We start from the raw sequence: 20000 nt of genomic DNA on the forward strand, positions 1-20000 counted from the left end.
GTGGCAGAGCAGGTCAAATCCGTCTGCCCCTATTGCGGGGTCGGGTGCGGTATCGTCATGCAGGTGGAGCAGGGGCGCGTCACCAAGGTCAGCGGGGACAAATCCCACCCCGCCAATCGCGGCCGGCTCTGCACCAAGGGGCAGAGCTGCCATCTGCCGCTTAGCCAAGGGCGGCTGGACAGCGCCTATATCCGCCCCGCCCGCGCCGATGGGCAGCAGCCTTTGCCCGCCTTGGCCGCCGTGACGCAAACCGCCGCCCGGCTGCGCGCCATTCTGGACGCGCACGGCCCGGATGCGATCAGCTTTTATATCTCCGGCCAGATGTCGCTGGAGGCGCAATATCTCGCCAACAAGCTGGCGAAAGGCTTTATCCGTACCCGCCATATCGAGGCCAATTCCCGCCTCTGCATGGCCAGCGCCGCCACCGGCTACAAACAGTCTCTGGGCGCCGACGCCCCGCCCGGTTCTTATGACGATCTCGACCAGGCCGATATTTTCCTGGTCATCGGCGCCAACATGGCCGATTGCCACCCGATCCTGTTCCTGCGCCTGCTGGACCGGGTGAAGCAGGGCGCGAAGCTGATCGTGGTGGATCCGCGCCGCAGCGCCACGGCGGAGAAGGCGGATCTGTTCCTGCAACTCAAGCCCGGCACGGATATCGCCCTCATCAACGGCCTGCTGCGTCTGCTGCACGAGGCCGGCCAGACCGACACAGCCTTTATCGCCGCGCATACCGAAGGCTGGGAGGCGATGCTGAAGCTGCTGGCCGATTACGGGCTGGCGCAAGTGGCGGACATCACCGGCCTGGATGCAGCCGATATCACGAAAGCCGCCGCCTGGATCGGACGCAGCAAGAAATTCGTCAGCCTGTGGACGATGGGGCTGAACCAGAGCGTGCGCGGCACCTGGAACAGCAATGCGCTGTGCAATCTACATCTGGCGCTGGGCGCCATCTGCCAGCCAGGCGCCGGGCCGTTCTCCCTCACCGGCCAGCCCAACGCCATGGGCGGGCGCGAGATGGGCTATATGGGCCCTGGCCTGCCCGGCCAGCGCAGCACCCAGAACCCGGCCGACCGCGCCTTCACCGAAACCCTCTGGACCCTCCCCCCCGGCAGCCTGCGCGATGCCCCGGCCAGCGGCGCGGTGGCGATGTTCGATGCGATGGCGCAAGGCGAGATCAAAGCCTGCTGGATCATCTGCACCAACCCGGTCGCCAGCATGCCGGCGCGCGGGCGCACCATCGACGGGCTGAAGGCAGCTGAGCTGGTGATTGTCCAGGATGCCTTCCTGGACACCGAAACCGCCCCTTATGCGGATATCCTGCTTCCCGGCGCGCTCTGGGCGGAAGCGGACGGGGTGATGGTGAATTCCGAACGCAACATGACCCTCGCCCCGCAAGCCGTACCCCCGCCAGGCGCGGCGATGGCGGATTGGCGCTGGATCGCGCAGGTGGCCACCGCGATGGGCTATCCCGGCTTCGCCTATGCCAATGCGGCGGAAATCTTCGAGGAGATCAAGCGTTTCTCCAACCCGCAGACCGGCTACGACATCTCCGGCGCCAGCCATGCGCGGCTGGCGGATACCCCGCTGCAATGGCCGGTCGGCCCGCAATCCGGCCCGCGCAACCCGGTGCGCTATATGGCAAGCGGCACGCCGGTTTTCCCCACCGTCTCCGGCAGGGCGATGTTCCACCCGCGCCCCTGCTTGCCCCCGGCGGAGCTGCCGGATGCGGCATTTCCCTTCCTCCTCAATACCGGCCGGGTGCAGCATCAATGGCACACCCTGACCAAGACCGGGAAAGTCCCGGCCTTGAACAAGCTCAATCCTGGCCCGTTCGTCGAGATCCATGCACAGGATGCCGCCGCGCTGGGGCTGCAGGAAGGTGATAGCCTGGCGCTGCGCTCCCGCCGGGGCCGCGCCGTGCTGCCGGCCCTGCTCAGCCCGCGCGTGCAGCCGGGCCAGCTCTTCGCGCCCTTTCATTGGAATGACGTGTTCGGGGATGATCTGGCGATCAACCAGCTCACCAGCCCGGCGGTGGATGCGGCCTCGCTGCAGCCGGAATTCAAGATCTGCGCGGTGGCGCTGGAACGTGTCGCGGCGGTGAGGCAGGCGGTGCCAGAGACGCTGGCCGGGCTTGCACCGGAGGGGGCTGCGGTGAGCATCCTCTACGCCTCGCAAACCGGCACCGCGGCGGCCCAGGCGCAGGCGGCGGCGCAGCGTCTGGGCCTCATCGCCCGGCCGATGAACGAGGCCAGCCCCGCAACCCTCGTCGGCACCGTGCTGTTCTTCGCCGCCAGCTTCGGCGATGGCGACGCGCCGGACAATGCCGCCCGCTTCTGGCAGGCCCTGGCGGCGCCGGGCGCGCCCCGGCTGGAGGGGCTGCGCTTTGGCATTCTCGGCTTCGGCGATACCGCCTATGCGCGCTTCTGCGGCTTCGCGGCGGCGCTGGAGGCGCGGCTGCTGGCGCTGGGCGCCACCGCCCTGCTGCCCCGGCGCAATTGCGAGCCGGGCGAGGAGGCGGCGGCGCAAGCCTGGATCGATGCCGCCCTGCCGGCGCTGGGAGCCCCCGCCGCCCCCGCCGCGCCCGCGCCGTCCGGTGTCACTCGCACCAGCCCGTATCGCGCCCGGCTGATCGGCAATCACCGCCTCAACCAGGCCGGGTCAGAGAAAGACACAAGGCAGATCATCTTCGACCTCGCCGGCGCCGGCATCGCCTATCAGCCTGGCGACGCGTTGGGAGTCTGGCCGGAAAACGACCCGCGTCTGCTGGAGGAGCTGGCCCGGCTCACCGGGCTGGCGCCCGAACAGCTGGCCGGGCGGGATATCTCCCGCCTCACCCCGGCGATGCTGGCATTCTGCGCCGCCCGCGCCCCGGCCCTGGCCACCGGCCCAGCGTGGGATGCGCAAGCGCCCTGGCACAAAGGCTGGCAGCTGCGCGACCTGCTCGCGGACTATCCGGTCAAGGCCAGCCCGGAGGAATGGCTGGCGCTGCTCAAGCCACTCACCCCCCGGCTCTACTCGATCGCTTCCAGCCTCGCCGCGCATCCGGATCAGGTCCATCTGACGGTGAATATCCTGCGCTACGAGGTCGCCGGGCGGCAAAGCGGCGGGCTCTGCTCGCGCTTCCTGGCGGACCGGGCGCGGGCGGTGGCTTTGTTCATCCAGCCCAACCCGCATTTCCGCCTGCCGGCGGATGATGTGCCGGTTATCATGATCGGCCCTGGCACCGGCATCGCCCCGTTTCGCGGCTTCCTGCAGGAGCGCCAGGCGAGAGGCGCGCGTGGCCGCAACTGGCTGGTCTTCGGCGAGCAGCGCGCGGCCTGCGATTTCTATTACCGCGAAGAGCTGGAGGCGCTGGCGCGAGCCGGGTCTCTGCACCGCCTCTCCACCGCCTTCTCGCGCGACCAGACGCGGAAAATCTACGTCCAGGACCGGCTGCGCGAGGAGGGGGCGCGGCTCTGGGCCTGGCTGCAGGAGGGAGCGTGCCTCTATATCTGCGGTGACGCCGCCCGCATGGCCAAGGATGTGCATGTGGCCCTCGGCCAGATCATCGCCGAGCAGGGCGCTTTGAAGGCCGATGCGGCGTCTGCCTATCTGGACCAGCTGGCGGCCGAAAAGCGCTATCTGCGCGATGTCTATTGATCCCTCTGGTCGGTCGTTTTACCCCGCTCTGGCGCTGTACGGGAGATGTCGTCTCGTCTTGCAGTCATTGATCACAGCTGTACGAGACCATGTCCCACCAAGCCGCGCTCGACCTTCTGGAAACCCCGCCGCCCGACATCGCCCTGCCGCAAATCCTGGCGTTTCTGGCGCGTGAATACGGGCTGCACGGCACGCTGACGCGGCTGCCTAGCGAGAAGGACCTCACCTTCGGGCTGGATACCGGCGCCGGGCGGGACTGGGTGGTGAAAATCGCCAATATCGCCGAGCCGCCGGAGGCTCTGGCGCTGCAGGCGGCGGCACTCGACCATCTCGCCGTCACCGCGCCGGATCTGGGCACCGCGCGCGTGCGCCGGACGCTGACCGGGGAGGTGTTTCCCCGCATCCGTGCCGAGGCGGGGGCGGCGCATATCATGCTCGTGGTCTCCTATGTCCCCGGCGCACAGATTGGCGGGGAGGCGCTGAACGCGGCGGATGCGGCGGCCATCGGCCACATGCTGGCCGGGCTCGATCGCGGCCTGGCCGGCTTCACCCATCCGGCCGCCCAGCGCACGCTGCTCTGGGACCATCGGCGGCTGCCCGATTATACCGGGATGATGGAGACGATCGCCGACCCGGCGCATCTCGGGCTGGCACGGCGGGCTCTGGCCCGCTACCGCGCGGCGGCGCTGCCGCATCAGGGAGCGCTGCGCCAGCAGATCGTGCATAATGATTTCAACCCCTACAACATCATGCGCGATGCAGCCGGCCGGCTCAGGGTGATCGATTTCGGCGATATGCTGCAGGCCCCTTTGGTGCAGGATCTGGCGGTGGCGCTGGCCTATCTGGTGCCGCGCGGCGAGGGCGCTCTGGGCCATGCCCCGTCCTGCGTGCGGGCCTATGGCGCCATGTTGCCGCTGACGAAGCTGGAGCAACAGCTCCTGCCGGCGCTGACCGGCGCGCGGGCGGCGTTGACCCTGACCATTGCCAATTGGCGCGCCGCCCGTAACCCGCACCGTGCGGACTATATCTTGCGCAACGCCCCCAGCGCCGCGCGCGCCCTTGCCCGCCTGGACGCGGCGGGGGACGAGGCCGCCGCCCTGCTCTTCGCCCCGTAACCCGAGGACCCAAGATGACCGACGCTCCGCCCTCCGCCTCAGGTCCCAATGCCGGCATGGTCAACGCTTTTTCGGCGCAGGATGCCGCTTTGCTGCCCGCTGCCGATGCCGCCCTGGTCGCCCGCCGCCAGGCGGCGCTGGGGGCGGCCTACCGGCTATTCTACCGCACCCCGGTGCATCCGGTGCGCGGGCTGGGCTGTATCCTATGGGATGCGGAGGGGAATGAATATCTGGATGTCTATAACAATGTCGCCTCGGTCGGGCATTGCCATCCGCATGTGGTGGCGGCCCTCACCGCCCAGGCCGCCACGCTGAACACCCATACGCGCTATCTGCACGAGACCATTCTCACCTATGCCGAGCGGCTGCTGGCCACTCTGCCCGCCGAGATCGGCCGGGCGATGTTCACCTGCACCGGCAGCGAGGCGAATGATCTGGCAATGCGCATCGCCCGCCACGCCACCGGCGGCAGCGGCATCGTCGTCACCGAGCTGGCCTATCATGGCGTCACCGAGGCGGTGGCGGCGTTTTCGCCCTCACTCGGCAAAGCCTCGCCGCTGGGGGCGCATGTGCGCACCGTGCCGGCACCTTCCGGCGAAAATCCCGGCCCGCGCTTTGCCGCCAATGTCGCCGCTGCCTTCGCCGACCTCGCCCGCCATGGCATCCGCCCGGCGGCCTTGATCGTGGATACGATCTTCTCCTCCGATGGCGTCTATGCCGACCCGCCGGGCTTCCTGGCCGCGGCGGTGGAGGCGGCGCGCGCGGCGGGGGCCTTGTTCATCGCCGATGAGGTGCAGGCGGGCTTCGGGCGCACCGGCGATGGCATGTGGGGCTTTGCCCGGCATGGGGTGGTGCCGGACATCGTCACCTGCGGCAAGCCGATGGGCAATGGCCATCCGATGGCCGGGCTGTTCGCGAAGCCCGCTCTGGCCGACGCGTTCGGCCAGGCGATGCGCTATTTCAACACGTTCGGCGGCAATCCGGTCTCCTGCGCGGTGGGCATGGCGGTGCTGGATGTGATCGAGCGGGACGGGCTGATTGCGAAGGCCCGCAGCACCGGCGCCTTGCTGATGAAGGGCTTGCGCGGCCTCGGCGCCCGCCATGGCGAGATCGGCGAGGTGCGCGGGGCGGGTCTGTTTATCGGGCTGGCGCTGCGCGATGCGCGGACTGGCGCGCCCTCGGCCGAAATGGCGGCGAAGATCGTCAACGGGCTGCGCGACCGGCGCATTCTGATTAGCGCCACCGGGCCGGATGCGAATGTGCTGAAAATCCGCCCGCCTCTGGTCTTCGGCCCGGCCGAGGCCGACCGGCTGCTCAGCGCCATGGCGGACATCCTGCGCGGCTGAGCCGGCTGGCGCCCGCGCGCGGCGGGTGGCCTGGGCGGGGTAAGGGGCGCTTCAGCCGCTTCGTCTTCAGCCCGCTCGGTATCAGCTGTTCACCGGCCACTCGCGCGGCTTCGCCCGCCGCCGCGCGGTTGCGGGCGCCTTCCTCACGGACGGTGACAAACAGGCGGCGATTCGCTTGTTTCAACAATGCATCGAAGCGTCTGATCGACCCATCACGCGGTTAAAATAATTTCGAGGCCCGCAAAAAATGCCGCCGGGTGAGACGTGCCATCCGGCCCCGGAGCGCCGCCGGAAAGCTGCGATGTCAGCCATATTAACAACAGACAATATAAAAAAAGAAACGTAACATACGTTTTTTAATCACCACTCACGGAAATTTGTAGATAATTTTGGTCGACGCGCCTTTTTTTACTCGCCTTTAGGTGTTTTAGGTGGCTCAAATTTAACTTTTGCGCGCGCCGGGGCCGTCCGGTCTGGCTTTTTTGGAGTGGTGGGAATGTCTGACACGTGGAATGGCTCATCCTCGAGCAACTGGTTCAACGCGAATAACTGGAGCGGGTCGGTCCCGGCCTCCTCCGCGACGGGTAACCAGTCCATCGTCATTTCCGGCACCAACAGCACCCAGCCCTATCTGGCCCCGACGGACAATAACGCCAGCGTGATCATGGTGGCCCAGACCGTGACCACCAACAACACAACCTATTATGTCCTGCAAGAAAACCAGGTCGCGGGTGAAAGCATCACCCTGACCAGCGGCGCCAACCTGACCATCGGCGGCGAGGCGCTGGGTATTTTCTACGGCAATAGCGGCACCACCGCCGCCGGCAACACGATGACCGGCCTGCATGGCGCGCTCTCCTCCACGCCGCGCTATGATTCGCATATGTCGGTCTACGCGGTCGGCACCGACACGCTGACCGTTGAGACGATCAACGAGAATTTCGGCCTGATCGACGCCGCCTCTGGCGATACGCTGAGCATCGCCAACACCATCGGCGGCAATGCCCAGGCGCTGCACGGCCTGATCAATTACGGCCTGATCTCGGTCAGCGGCACGGGTCTCATCGACATCACCGCCGGCACAATGAGCGGCCAGACCGCCACTGTCTCGAATTTCTACAATGCCGGCTGGGTCGTCGATAATGGCGGCCAGCTGAACATCGAGGCCACCGTGCTGGACGGCGCCAACACCGCCGCCTCCTCCACCACCATCGATGGCTATATCGTCATCGAGAATGGCGCCAACGCCACCCTCTCCGCGGGCTTTGCCACGCAGGAGGAAGTGACCTTCTCCGGCAGCGGCAACACCCTCTCGGTTGCCCAGGGCACGCTGAATAACGGCACCATCGCCGGCTTCACCGCGGGGGACACGCTGGAGATCGACGGTTTCACCAGCGCCTCTAACATCACCTTCGCCAGCGCCGGCGGCAACACGCTGCTGACCACCCATAACGGCGGCACCGCCACCACCCTGACCCTGGCCGGCAGCCTGGCCAGCCCGGTGGTGATCGGCACCAACAGCGCCGGGGCCGAGTATATCTCCGCCGCGCCCAGCACCATTTCCAGCGGCACCAACACCCTGGTTGGCGCCAACGGCACCGTCACCGCGGCCAGCACCATGGTCGTCAGCGGCCCCGGCACCCAGCTGAGCAGCAACGAGTCGATCACCGGTGCGGGCACCATCACCATCCAGAATGGTGCCACCTTCGGGCTCTACAACACCGCCGGCAATGACGGCTCGCTCAGCGTCGTCTTCGGCACGCTGGGTTCCGCCAGCTCCCCGAACGAGCTGATCGTCAATGACAACAGCGCCGGCTTCGGCGGCACCATCACCGGCTTCACCGGCAATGATGTGATCGATCTCGGCGCCTCCGTGCTGCCGGCCCTGACCAGCGGCGAGGGCATCTCCTACAGCTACGCCAACGGCGCGCTCACCATCGCCGAGACCAGCAGCAACGGCGCCACCGTGGCCAGCACCAAGCTGAGCATCTCCGGCACCGGCCTCTCCACCTCTTCCTTCGTGGTGCTCTCCAGCGCCAATGGCGAGCTGGTCGAAACCGCGCCGACCGCCGCCACCTCCTACGTCTTCACCGGCGCCACCAATTCGAATTTCGAACTCTACTCGAACTTCTCCGGCGGCGTCGCCCCGGGCGATGTGCTCTCCGCCAATGAGCGCGTGACCATCGCGACCAACACCGCGTCCGTCACCTCCAGCGGCGTCACCGATAACGGCGTGATCTCCGTCGCTTCCGGTGCGAAGTTCATCGATGCCGGTTCGCTGAGCGGCACCGGCACGCTGGCCGTCGCGGGCTCCGCCACACTGACCGGCGCCACCACGCTGGGCGCGGTCACCGATAGCGGCACGCTGGTGCTGGCCGGCAACGATGCCGCCGCCATCTCGCTCGCCTCCGGCGCGCAGGTGACCCTCTCCGGCGCGTTCAGCGACAGCCAGGCCATCACCGGCCTCGGCACGCTGACCGTGAATAAGGGCGTCACCGCGTCCCTGGCCTCCGGTTCCAGCTTCGCCGCGATCAATGATTTCGGCACCATCATTGCCGCCGGTTCACTCTCCGGCCCGGTCAATATGGAAGGCAATGGCGCTGGCAGCGTGCTGCAGATGGCGCTGGGCAACACCGTGCCCGCGCTGACGAATTTCGGCACCACCGATGAGCTGGTCGCCACCGGCGTCTCCATCCCGGCCGGCGAAGGGCTGACCATCAGCTACGCCAATGGCGTGCTGACCGAGACCCTGACCGACAGTTCCGGCAACGCGCTGGGGACGAACACCGTGTCTCTGGCCGGCGTCTCCGGCACCACCCTGACCAGCGGCTCCTTCGTCAATCTGATCGGCACCAACAGCGTCACCATCGAGCTGGCCCCGACCATTGCCACCGCCTTCACCTTCACCGGTGCAAATGGCTCGAATTTCGAGCAGGCGAATAATTTCTCCGGCAATGTCGCCCCAGGCGATGTGATCTCCGCCAAGGAGACAGTGGTCGTCGGCGCCAATGCCGCCTCGGTGAGCAGCAGCGGCGTCACGGATAACGGCTTCATCACCGTCGCCTCCGGTGCGGCCTTCCTCGACGCCGGCTCGCTGACTGGCACCGGCACGCTGGCCGTGTCAGGTTCCGCGACCCTGACCGGCGCCACCACGCTGGGCGCGATCACCGATAGCGGCACGCTGGTGCTCGGCGGCACCGACGCCACGGCGGTCTCGCTGACCTCCGGCGCGCAGGTGACCATCGCCTCCAATTTCAGCGACAGCCAGGCCATCACCGGTCCGGGCACGCTGACGGTGGATAGCGGTGTCACCGCCTCGCTGGCCTCCGGCTCCAGCTTCTCGGCGATCTATGATTACGGCACCATCGTCGCGGCGGGCTCGCTCTCCGGGCCGATCAACATGGAAGGCAATGGTGCGGGCAGCGCGGTGGATTTCACTGGCAGCAACGTCACCAACCATGTGCTGAACGAGACGCTGACGAATTTCGGCACCACCGACGCGATTACGCTGGGTGCTGCCAATTTCTCGCTCAGCTCCAGCGCCGACAAGCTGACCGAGACCTATAATAACGGCACGCTGGTGGTGAGCGACACCACTGACGGCGCCGCCGTGACCATCGCGCTGAGCCTGAGCTCCGGCGACAGCGCCAGCTGGTTCAAGGTGAGCGATGCCTCCGGCCAGCTGGTCGTCACTCTCTGCTTCTGCGCCGGCACCAACATTGCCACGCCGAGCGGCGAGGTTGCCGTTGAGGCTCTGCGCGAGGGCGATTTGGTGCTGACCCAGGATGGCCGCGCTCTGCCGATCCGCTGGCTGGGACAGAGCCATGTCGCCAAGGCCTTCGCCGACCCGATCCGCTCCTACCCGGTGCGGATCAAGGCCGGCGCCCTCGGCGAAAACCTGCCCAAGCGCGATCTCTGCGTCTCGCCCGACCATGCGATCTTCCTGGATGGCGTGCTGGTCCAGGCAGGGGCGCTGGTGAATGGCGAGAGCATCGTGCGCGAGCGCGACATCCCGGCCCAGTTCACCTACTACCATGTCGAGCTGGCCAGCCATGAGCTGCTGCTGGCCGAAGGCGTGGCGGCGGAAAGCTTCGTCGATAACATCGAGCGCATGCATTTCCACAACTGGGATGAGCGCAGCGCGCCGGAGACCGCGATCGCCGAGATGCCCTACCCGCGGGCGAAATCCGCCCGCCAGGTGCCGGCCGCGACCCGCGCCCGCCTGCTGGCTGCGGGGCGCCGCGTCGCCTGAGCCTGACGGCGGTCATCATCTGAAAAGGGCGGCTTCGGCCGCCCTTTTTTGTGCCTGCTTCGCGGCCGGGCGGGGCGATGTCTGTGAATATTTTATGGCGCTGGTGCGGGTTTTTGCGACTCAGCCGGTGCCAAAACCGCGCGAAGCGCCAGAAGTGCCGTTAGCGGCGGGCCGGGGCAGCCGCGTTCCCTGGCGCGGCGATCGCCCGGCGGTGGCCGCGTGGCGTAAAATCGTCGCCATATGCATTTTTAATGCTTTGATAAGTTAGAAAATTTTTCCACGGCTTTACGCCTCCAACTCCAGCCCGCGCCCGAAATGGGTTGTTTTTGCAATAATCTCAGGGTGGCTGTTTGTTCCGCTAAAGCTATGATGCCCGCCGAAACTTCGTTTCACGCCATAAAAACTACTTAAAGATCGGAAAATTTTTTAAACTCTACTCAAAATTTCAGTCCATAGTGCGGGCACAGCCGGGAGATGGAGTCTCGTAGTTCGGGCTTCGCACGGTTGGTTTTTTTATGGAACCTACGGAGAGTTGAGATGAACTTTGTCAATTTCGCCACCACCGCCCGCCTGCAGAACGACAGCGCCACCTCCTCACAGAACGAGGATTTCCAGGGCCTGGCGCTGCAGACCCTGCTCAACCGCCGGTTTGATAATCTGCGTCTTGAGCTTGATGCGCCGGCCAGCACCTTCTGGTGCATGATGAAGCCGACCGGCCGGCCTTCTTATACCCATGCGCTGATGCAGGATATCAGCGAAATGCAGGATTTGATCGTTTCCTCCTTCCCGCGCGGGCCACGCCGTGAAAACAGCCCGTTCAACTGGATGGTGATGGCCTCCGCCGTTGAGGGCATCTACAATCTCGGTGGTGATCTCGGGCATTTTGCTCAGCGTATCCGCCAGAGCGACCTTGATGCGATGCGCCATTACGGCCATGTCGCGGTGAAGGCAGTGCATCGTCATCATATGGCTTTTGACGCACCGGTGATCACCATGGCGCTGGTCCAGGGCGATGCGTTGGGCGGTGGTTTCGAGAACGCTCTGTGCTGCGACATCATCGTTGCCGAGCGCAACGCCAAGATGGGGCTGCCGGAAGTCCTGTTCAATCTGTTCCCCGGCATGGGCGCCTATAGCTTCCTGACCCGCCGGGTCAGCCGCAAGCAGGCCGAGGAAATGATCCTGTCCGGGCGCATCTACACCGCCGAAGAGCTGCATGAGATGGGCGTTGTCGATGTTTTGGCCGAGGACGGGCAGGGCGTGGATTGCGTGCAGGGCTACATCGCCAAGCATAACCGCAAATTCAACGCGCATCTCGCAACCATTCGCGCCCGCCGCCGGGTGAACCCGATCACGCTGGAAGAGCTGATCGATGTCGTCGATATCTGGGCCGAGGCCGCCGTCAATCTGACCGAGGCGGATCTGCGCAAGATGGACAAGCTCTGCGCCGCGCAGGACCGCCGTCTGGCGGCGCTGCAGCCTCAGGCTTCGATGATCATGGCCGCCGAGTGAAGGCAGCTTTGGCGATGCCGGCCGGGCCGACGATCATTGATTGTTCGCCCGGCGGATCGTGCCAAGCGCCATCACCGCTTGTCTTGTCCGTTTCAACTCAGTGTGGGCGCGGCTGGTGAACGCGCCCGCCTGGGCCTTCAGCTCACTGCCGCGTAAGCCGCCCCATGGAGTGCAGAGATTGCCCAGCGCCTTCGCCCCGACATTCGCCGCCGAGCTGCGCAGCGCGTGGGCATGGTTGCGAAACTCCTGCCCATCGCCCTTTTCCGCATCGGCGGAGAGCAGATCGATCAGATCCTTCGCATCGGAGAGGAAATCCGAGAGCAGCTCGTTGAGGAACTGGCTGTCGCCGAGCAGCCGCAGATTGGCGATGATCGCATCATCCAAAGGCGATTCTTCGGGCGCGGGCCGGGCCAGCACCGGCGCCGGCGGCTCGATCCATTCCTCCAGCCGGGCGATCACCGATGAGGGCTCGCGCATGCGGGCCATCTTTTCCACCGCCGCCACCAGATCCTGCGGTGCCACCGGCTTGACCAGACAGCCATCCATGTCGGCGCTGCGCCATTCGCCGCTCATTTGCGCGAAGGCATCCGCCGTCAGCCCGACAATGGGCAGCCGGTCCCGGCCCAGCGCCATCACCCGGTAGAGCTTGGTGGCTTCCAGCCCGTCCAGCCCGGGCATGTTGAAATCCATCAGCACGATATCGAAGCGCTCATCCTCGCGCTCCAGAATATCCACCGCCAGGTTGCCGTTATCGGCCACCGTCACATTATGCCCGGCCGCTTCCAGAATGCGGGTGAAGACACGCTGATTGACCCGGTTATCATCCACCAGCAGCACATTGCGGCGGATCAGCGAGACCGGCAGCGGCGCCGGTTCAGGCTCGGCCTCCAGGGCACGCGGCGCGGCGGCGGGCAGTTCGTCGCTGGTTGCGATCGGCGGCACGACGCCGCAGAAGCGCCCGGCGATCAGCAAGGCCTGCTGCAATTCCTGGTCGGAAAAATCGTCCGAGAGCAGGGTGGTGCAGCGTTGCCGGGTGGCAAGATCGGGCAGGCCCGGCCCCTCGACGGGCTGGATCTGGATCAGCATCGGCGCGGCGCCGCGGCTGCTCACCGGGGCGGAGGGCGGTTCGCCGTCATTATTGTAATCCACCAGAATGCGCACATCAGCCGGCACCATGGTGCCGGGATTGACCAGCTCCACCTCCGCGCCCATGGCGGCGAGGTTGGTGCGCATCAGCGCGCGCTTCAGCGGATTGCGCACCCGCAGGCCGATCTTGCCGGGCGGCGCCCGCCAGATTTCCTCCGTCGGCTCGGCACGCAACGCCTTGATGAAGAAGCGGAACTGGCTGCCTTCGCCAAGCTTGCTCTGCACGGCGATTTCACCACCCAGCAGCCCGACCAGCCGCTTGGTGATGGCCAGGCCCAGACCGGTGCCGCCGAACCGGTTGAGAATTGAGGCGTCGCCCTGGGTGAAGCTCTCAAAAATCTTCGCCTGCGCCTCGACCGGAATGCCGATGCCGGTATCCGAGACCTCGACCTGCAGGATCAGCTCGCCCTCGCTGCCGGGGCGGGTATCCACCGCCAGCACCACGCCACCAATGGAGGTGAATTTCACCGCGTTGCCGACGAGATTGATCAGGATTTCCTGCAGATGCAGCCGGCTGGTCTTGATCCGTACCGGGGTGCGCGGGGTGACGTGGAGGTTGAAGGCGATGGATTTCTCCCGCACCTGGCTCTCGACGATGCGCCGCACATCGACCAGCAGCGCCAGCAGGTCGAACTCCTCCACCGTGCTGGTCATCCGCCCCGCCTCGATGCGGGAGAAATCCAGCAGCTGGTTGATCAGCGTCTGCAAGGAATGGCTGGCGACGCCGACGGTCTCGACCATCTCCGCCTGGGCGGAATCGAGCTTGCTGGCGCGCAGCAGCTCGTTCATGCCGATGATCGCGGTCAGCGGCGTGCGCAGCTCGTGGCTGACGCTGGCCAGGAACATGCTCTTGGCCTTGCTCGCCTCCTCGGCCGCCTTGGTCGCCTGGGAGAGTTTTCGGATCAATGTGCCGGCATAGGCGGGGAGAACAATCAGCCCGACCAGCAAGCCGGCCGACAATTCCGGTACGCTGCGCCAGAAGCCGGAGGTGAGTACAACGGCAAGAAAACTGAGCACCGCGATTGGCACGGCGAGTAGCAGAAAGCGTTGCCCGAAACGGAAGCCGTTGCCGAAGATGAGCCAGAGATATAGCGGATAGAACAGCGCCATCTTCTCACCGCCGAGATAGAGCTCCCATGAGAGGAAGCCGCAATCCAGCAGCAGGGCGAGGATTCGTCGCGGAATATTGATGTCGGGGCGCCAGAGAATATGCGCCAGCACACCGAGCGTCAGCACGACGTACAGCGCCATGACGCAAAGCTCGCTATTCCCTGTCATGGCATGGCCATCAGCGAGGAAAATCAGCAGCATTACGGCCGTCAACGCCAGCCGGTTGAAGCTCATCTCATGTTCGCTGTCCGGGCGCCCGCGCAGGCGCTGGGTCAGCGGGGCGAGCAGCCGACGCAGCGCATCGCCCGCCCGGTTCAGCGTCCTCATCGCGCGCTCCGCGCCGCGCAGAGGAAGGAGGCCTGGGATTTCTGCCAGACCAGCTCGTTCAGGAACACATCCGGCGCCAGCGCCTGGCCGAGCAGGAAGCCCTGGCCCTCATCGCAGCCCTCGGCTTTCAGCAGAGCGAGCTGGGCGTTGGTCTCAATCCCCTCGGCGACGACGCGCAGATTGAGGATATGGCCCAGCTCGATGATCGTGCGCGCGATCGCGAGGTCATTCTTGTTCTCGGCCAGCCCCTGGATGAAGGAGCGGTCGATCTTCAACCGGTCGAGCGGAAATTTCTGCATATAGGCGAGCGAGGAATAGCCGGTGCCGAAATCATCCAGCGACAGGCTGACCCCCAGGCTGCGCAGCGCGTTGAGCTGCGGGATGATGTCATCGACATCGCGCAGCAAAATCCCTTCGGTCAGTTCCAGGTCCAGCGCGCGCGGGTCGATCCGGGTCTCGGCCAGGGCGGCGGCAACCACCTTGGCGATGGCGCGGCGGCGGAACTGGATCGGCGAGAGATTGACGCCGACCCGCAAGCCGGTGACGCCCTGGCGCGCCCAGTCCCCGATCTGCCGGCAGGCCTCATGGATCACCCATTCATTGATCGGCATGATCAGCCCGGTTTCCTCGGCGAGGCTGAGGAAATGCCCCGGCGGCACCAGCCCCGCCTCGGGCCGGCGCCAGCGCAGCAGCGCCTCGGCGCCGGTCAGCGCCCCGGTGCGCAGATCGAATTGCGGCTGGTAGTTCAGCACGAATTCCCGCTGCGCGATGGCGTTCAGCAGATCGCGCTCCAGATTGACCACCTGGCTGGAATTGGTGCCCATCTCGGCGGCGAAGGCGCGCCACATATTGCCGCCGGCCAGCTTCGCCGCATACATCGCCTGGTCGGCATTCTTCATCAGCGATTCCGCGTCCTGCGCGTCCTGCGGCGCCATCGAGATGCCGATGCTCGCCCCCACATTCAGCGCCTCTGGCGCATGCTCGCTCTCATTCAGCCGGGCGATGATCAAATCCGCCAGCCGCGCGGTATCCTCCGGCCCGGTGATATTGGATTGCAGCACCGCGAACTCATCCCCGCCGATGCGCGCCACCGTATCCTCCTCGCCGATCAGCTCGACCAGCATCTCGGCGATGCGCCGCAGCAGCCGGTCCCCCATGGCGTGGCCCTGGCTGTCATTGATCGATTTGAACCGGTCGAGATCGATGAAATGCAGGGCGAAATGCTGGTCCCCCCGGCGGCCGCGGGCGAATTCGCGCTGGATCCGGTCGCGCAGCAGCGCACGGTTGGGTAGCCCGGTCAGTGGGTCGTGATTGGCCAGATATTCCAGCCGCTTCTCGGCATTGCGCCGCTCGGTGATGTCGACCGAGGTGGTCAGCACCGCGCGCGCCACGCCATTGGCATCGCGCAGCGGCACCTTGCTGGTCAGGTACACCAGCGTGTCGCCGGAGGCGGTCATCACCTCCTCCTCGCGGGCGGGCAAAGGCTGGCCGGTTTCCAGCACCAGCTTGTCCAGCCGGCGGCTGGAAATGCCGCGCTCCCAGCCGAACAGCAGATCCACCGGCTGGCCGACCAGCTCGCCCGGCAGCTCGCCGGCGGCGGCGGCCTGGGCGGCGTTGACGAACAGGCAATTGCCATGCCGGTCGGCGGCGCTGATCATCGCCGGGACATTGTCGATCACCTGCGCCAGCGCCTCGCGGCTATCGATGGCGAAATCCTCGCGCATCGGCACGCCGGCGGCCAGCCGCCGCTCCAGCATCTCCGCCCGGCGCAGCGTGTTCTGCTGCTGGGCGCGCAATTTCAACAGGTTGCGGGCCCGGGTGACGAATTCCACATGGTCGACCGGGCTCAGCAGAAAATCCGTCGCCCCGGCTTCCAGGCAGGCGACGCGGTAATTGCGGTCGTGATAGGCGGTGACGACGATCACCGGCAGGTTGGGGTCGTAGGAGCGTATATGCGCGACCAGCTTGTCGCCGGTCATGAAGGGCATTTTATAGTCGGTGATCAGCAGGTCCGCCTGGTTGCCGGGCAGCCAGTCGATCACCTGCTGGGCGTTCTCGAAGGTGCGGACATGCGCCTCCACCCCGAGATTGCGCGCCAGGCGGGCGTAAATGCGGCGATTGGTCGGGCTGTCATCGACGATCAGGATGGTCGGCTGGGAAATCTGCATCACCTCAGCCTGTCCAGTGCCGGACCTGTTGCGCCCCACAAGACGGTTTCAGGCGAACCGAGACACACGAATGGCGGCCGGGGCACGGCATTATTCTTAGATGCTGACAACTCATTTCCCGAATGCCCTCTTGCCCTTCTCGGTAGGGTTGGAAGCTATCTCAAGATCTGCCCCAATTCTACCTGTAATCGAATTTATTCAATAATTCGATACGCGCCAAGATCGCTTTCGGACCGGCCCCGGTGGGAGGGGCGGAAAAGGCGGACTTGATCTGGGTCATGGCGCCGCGGCGCGGGGCGGGATTCAGTGGAATTCGCTGCAACCGCAAAGGAGAGAGCGCGTGGCGAAGATGATGAAAGCCGCCATTGTGCGGGACTTCACAAAACCGTTGACGATCGAGGACTGGCCGGTGCCGGACCCGGCGGAAGGGCAGATTCTGGTGCGGCTGAGCGCGACCGGGGTCTGCCACACGGATCTGCACGCCGCCCGGGGCGATTGGCCGGTGCGCCCAACCCCGCCTTTCATCCCCGGCCATGAGGGGGTGGGGATGGTCGCGGCGGTCGGGCGCGGGGTGAAGCGGGTGAAGGAGGGCGACCGGGTCGGCATTCCCTGGCTGCACAGCGCCTGCGGCTATTGCCCGCATTGCCGCACCGGCTGGGAGACGTTGTGCGCCGACCAGCAGAATTCCGGCTATTCGGTGAATGGCAGTTTCGCCGAATACGCGCTGGCGGACCCGAATTATGTCGGCCGGATTCCGGCCGGGCTGGAGGATGGGCCGGCGGCCCCGGTGCTCTGCGCCGGCGTGACGACCTATAAAGGGCTGAAGGAAACCGAGGTGAAGCCCGGCGAATGGGTGCTGATCTCGGGCGTCGGCGGGCTCGGCCACATGGCCGTGCAATATGCCAAGGCGATGGGCATGCATGTGGCGGCGGTCGATATCCACCCCGACAAGCTGGCCCTTGCCCGGCAGCTCGGCGCGGATGTGACGCTGGATGCGCGCGATGCCGAGGCACTGGCCAGCTTCACGCAGCGCAGCGGCGGTGTTCACGGGGCGCTGGTCACCGCGGTCTCGCCGGTGGCGTTCGAGCAGGCCTACGGGCTGTTGCGCGCCCACGGCACCATGGCGCTGGTGGGGCTGCCGCCGGGGCGCTTCAGCCTGCCGATCTTCGAGACGGTGCTCAAACGCATCACCGTGCGCGGCTCTATCGTCGGCACCAGGCAGGATCTGGAAGAGGCGCTGGAGTTCGCCGGCGAGGGCAAGGTGGCGGCGCATTTCTCCTGGGACAGCCTGGAAAATATCAACCAGATCTTCGAGCGCATGGAGCAGGGCGGCATCGATGGCCGGGTGGTGCTGAAGCTCTGAAACACCCGACCTGAAACCGCGCAAAAGTTTTTGGGGGTGTGGGGCGTTTTTTCAAAAACTCCCCACGGTCCTCCGCTCGTTGCGTTTTAATGCCCCACCCGGTACGCGCCCAGCGCCACCAGGTCCGGGACAATCCCCAGCCCCGGCGCCTCGCTCAGTGTGGCGTGGCCCTGGGTGATCCGCGCCAGCGGGCCGCAGCTCATCTCGCGCAGCGCGTTCGGGTTGGAATCGATCTCCAGCATTCCCTCACCCCCTACCGCCGCCAGCAGATGCGCCGAGGCCAGCAGCCCCAGCCCGCCGCCCAGCCAATGCGGGCAATAAATCAGCCCCGCCGCCAGCGCCGCGCGCGCCACCGGCAGGCACCCGGAAAACCCGCCCCATTTGGCGATGTCCGGCTGCATGACCGCCACAGCGCGGGAGGCCAGAGCGGCCGCGAAGCCCTCCTGCCCGAGCAGATTCTCCCCCGCCGCCAGGGGGATGCCGGTCTGCCCGGCAAGGTGCCGCCACTCCGCCCAGGGCCGGTCGGCCCGCAGCGGCTCCTCCACCCAGCCCAGCCCGAAGCCGGCCAGATGCGGCAGCATCCGCGCCGCCTCCTCCAGGCTCCAGCCCTGGTTGGCATCCACCATCAACTTCGCGCCCTCGCCCAGCGCCGCGCGCAGATCGCGCAGATTGCGCAGATCCCGCGCCTGCCCGAACCCGACCTTCAGCTTGAAGGCGGTAAAGCCCGCCTGGCGCTGCGCCAGCGCCGTCTCCACCGCCTTGTCCGGATTGATGCCGCTGGCATAGACCGAAAGGCGCGGATCGCCGCCCCCCAGCAGCCGCCAGAGCGGCTGCCCGGCCCGGCGCGCCCGCAGATCCCAGAGCGCGATATCCACCCCGGCGATGGCCTGGGCAATCGGCCCCGGCTCGCCGCACTGGATCGCCAGCACGGCGGTGCGGGCAGTCAGCCGCGCGAACACGGCCTCCGGCACGCCCTCCTGGCCGACCGCCAGCGGCGCCAGCACGCGCTCCACCATCCGCGCCCGGTGCTCGGCACCGATGGCGGGGAAATTGCACCAGATCTCGCCCCAGCCGATGGCGCCTTCCTCATCCTCCGCCTCCACCACCACCATCGGCCGGTCATGCATCACCCCGAAGGAGGTGGTCACCGGATGTTCGATCGGGCAGCGATAGACGAAGGCCCGCAGCGCGGCGATGCGGGGGGCGGCACTCACGAGACCAGATCCATCTCCAGCTGCACGAGATCCCCGCGATAGATCACCTCGCCCAGATAGATCACCGTGCGATCCGGCGCCGCGAAGACCCGGCGGACATTGGCAACGGGCGCATTCACCCGCAATTTCAGCAAGGCGGCGGCCTCCGGGTCGGCGCTGCCGATGGTCAGGGTCTGGTGGGCGCGGGCGATCTCGATCTCCGGCATGGCGGCCAGCAGCGGGATCATCAGCTCGCTGCGAAACCGCTCCGGGGCGCGGCGGAAAATCGCCTCGTCGAGATGGATGGAGATCACGCAGTAAGGCGTGCCCTCGCGCAGATGCACCCGCATCATATGCACATAATGGGCGGCCGGCTTGCCGTCCGTCTCGGTCAGGTTCGGCGCCGCCTGGCCCTCGGAGATGTTCAGCAGCTGGATCTCGTCGCCCTTCAGCATGGTGACGAGATCGCGCAGCGTGGTCTGCACTTTCAGCCTGGTTTCGGCGGCCGGGTTGCGTTGCACGAAGGTGCCGCGCCCTTGCCGCGCCACCACCAGCCCGTCGCGCTGCAGCAGCTCGATCGCCTGGCGCACCGTCACCCGTGCCAGGGAAAATTCCTTCGCCAGCTCCTCGGCGGAGGGCAGCCTGTCGCCGGGCTTGAAAATGCCGCGCAGGATGCGCTGGCGCAGCACTTCGGAAAGTTGGGCGTAAAGCGGCAGCGGATTGTCGGTGGAGAGAATACTCATCGGCGCGGACATACCCCCATCATCCCGATAATGGTATGAGCGCCGTCCGAGATTATTCAGGGCGGCAACCCGTTTGATATACGGTC

10 protein-coding genes are annotated in these 20000 nt (G+C 66.3%); 6 read left to right on the plus strand and 4 right to left on the minus strand.

The window, feature by feature from the left end:
• The 5 genes from T331_RS0109520 (at position 1) to T331_RS0109540 (ending at position 11864) form a co-directional block, all read left to right on the plus strand.
• Positions 1–3642, plus strand: coding sequence for a molybdopterin-dependent oxidoreductase (locus T331_RS0109520; RefSeq protein ID WP_035179787.1), 3642 nt, complete (start codon positions 1–3; stop codon positions 3640–3642).
• An 89-nt stretch (positions 3643–3731) separates the two neighbouring features.
• Positions 3732–4757: a phosphotransferase gene (locus T331_RS0109525; protein ID WP_026439840.1), complete on the plus strand. Its 1026-nt coding sequence runs from the start codon at positions 3732–3734 to the stop codon at positions 4755–4757.
• Between the two features lie 14 nt (positions 4758–4771).
• The gene (locus tag T331_RS0109530; protein ID WP_155992674.1) at positions 4772–6103 is read left to right on the plus strand and encodes an aspartate aminotransferase family protein; all 1332 of its coding nucleotides are present in this window, start codon (positions 4772–4774) and stop codon (positions 6101–6103) included.
• 496 nt (positions 6104–6599) lie between these two features.
• On the plus strand, positions 6600–10355 hold the full coding sequence (locus T331_RS20545; RefSeq protein WP_051622295.1) for a Hint domain-containing protein: 3756 nt from the start codon (positions 6600–6602) through the stop codon (positions 10353–10355).
• A 537-nt stretch (positions 10356–10892) separates the two neighbouring features.
• Positions 10893–11864 carry a crotonase/enoyl-CoA hydratase family protein gene (locus T331_RS0109540; protein WP_026439842.1) on the plus strand — a complete coding sequence of 324 codons (972 nt, stop codon included), beginning with the start codon at positions 10893–10895 and terminating at the stop codon, positions 11862–11864.
• A 33-nt stretch (positions 11865–11897) separates the two neighbouring features.
• Here T331_RS0109540 and T331_RS19200 read toward each other — a convergent pair whose 3' ends face one another.
• Together T331_RS19200 and T331_RS0109550 are read right to left on the minus strand one after the other, a co-directional pair.
• Entirely contained in the window at positions 11898–14447 is a 2550-nt protein-coding gene (locus T331_RS19200; RefSeq protein ID WP_026439843.1) for an ATP-binding protein, read from the minus strand.
• The gene (locus T331_RS0109550) at positions 14444–16615 is read right to left on the minus strand and encodes a GGDEF/EAL domain-containing response regulator (RefSeq protein WP_008495466.1); all 2172 of its coding nucleotides are present in this window, start codon (positions 16613–16615) and stop codon (positions 14444–14446) included. Before T331_RS0109550 ends, T331_RS19200 begins: the two co-directional genes overlap by 4 nt.
• A gap of 340 nt (positions 16616–16955) precedes the next feature.
• Between T331_RS0109550 and adhP the strand changes: the two genes are divergently transcribed.
• Positions 16956–17978 (plus strand): alcohol dehydrogenase AdhP, encoded by a 1023-nt coding sequence (adhP, locus tag T331_RS0109560; RefSeq protein ID WP_026439844.1) that lies wholly within the window; start codon positions 16956–16958, stop codon positions 17976–17978.
• Positions 17979–18064: 86 nt separating this feature from the next.
• Here the strand turns inward: adhP and T331_RS0109565 are convergent, their stop codons facing one another.
• Both T331_RS0109565 and T331_RS0109570 read right to left on the minus strand, forming a co-directional pair.
• Positions 18065–19192 carry a mandelate racemase/muconate lactonizing enzyme family protein gene (locus T331_RS0109565; RefSeq protein WP_026439845.1) on the minus strand — a complete coding sequence of 376 codons (1128 nt, stop codon included), beginning with the start codon at positions 19190–19192 and terminating at the stop codon, positions 18065–18067.
• The gene (locus T331_RS0109570; RefSeq protein ID WP_026439846.1) at positions 19189–19914 is read right to left on the minus strand and encodes a GntR family transcriptional regulator; all 726 of its coding nucleotides are present in this window, start codon (positions 19912–19914) and stop codon (positions 19189–19191) included. The genes T331_RS0109565 and T331_RS0109570 overlap by 4 nt, the downstream gene beginning before the upstream one ends.
• Between the last annotated feature and the right edge of the window lie 86 nt (positions 19915–20000).

It is taken from the genome of Acidocella facilis ATCC 35904, assembly GCF_000687875.1.
In the GTDB taxonomy this organism is placed as follows: domain Bacteria; phylum Pseudomonadota; class Alphaproteobacteria; order Acetobacterales; family Acetobacteraceae; genus Acidocella; species Acidocella facilis.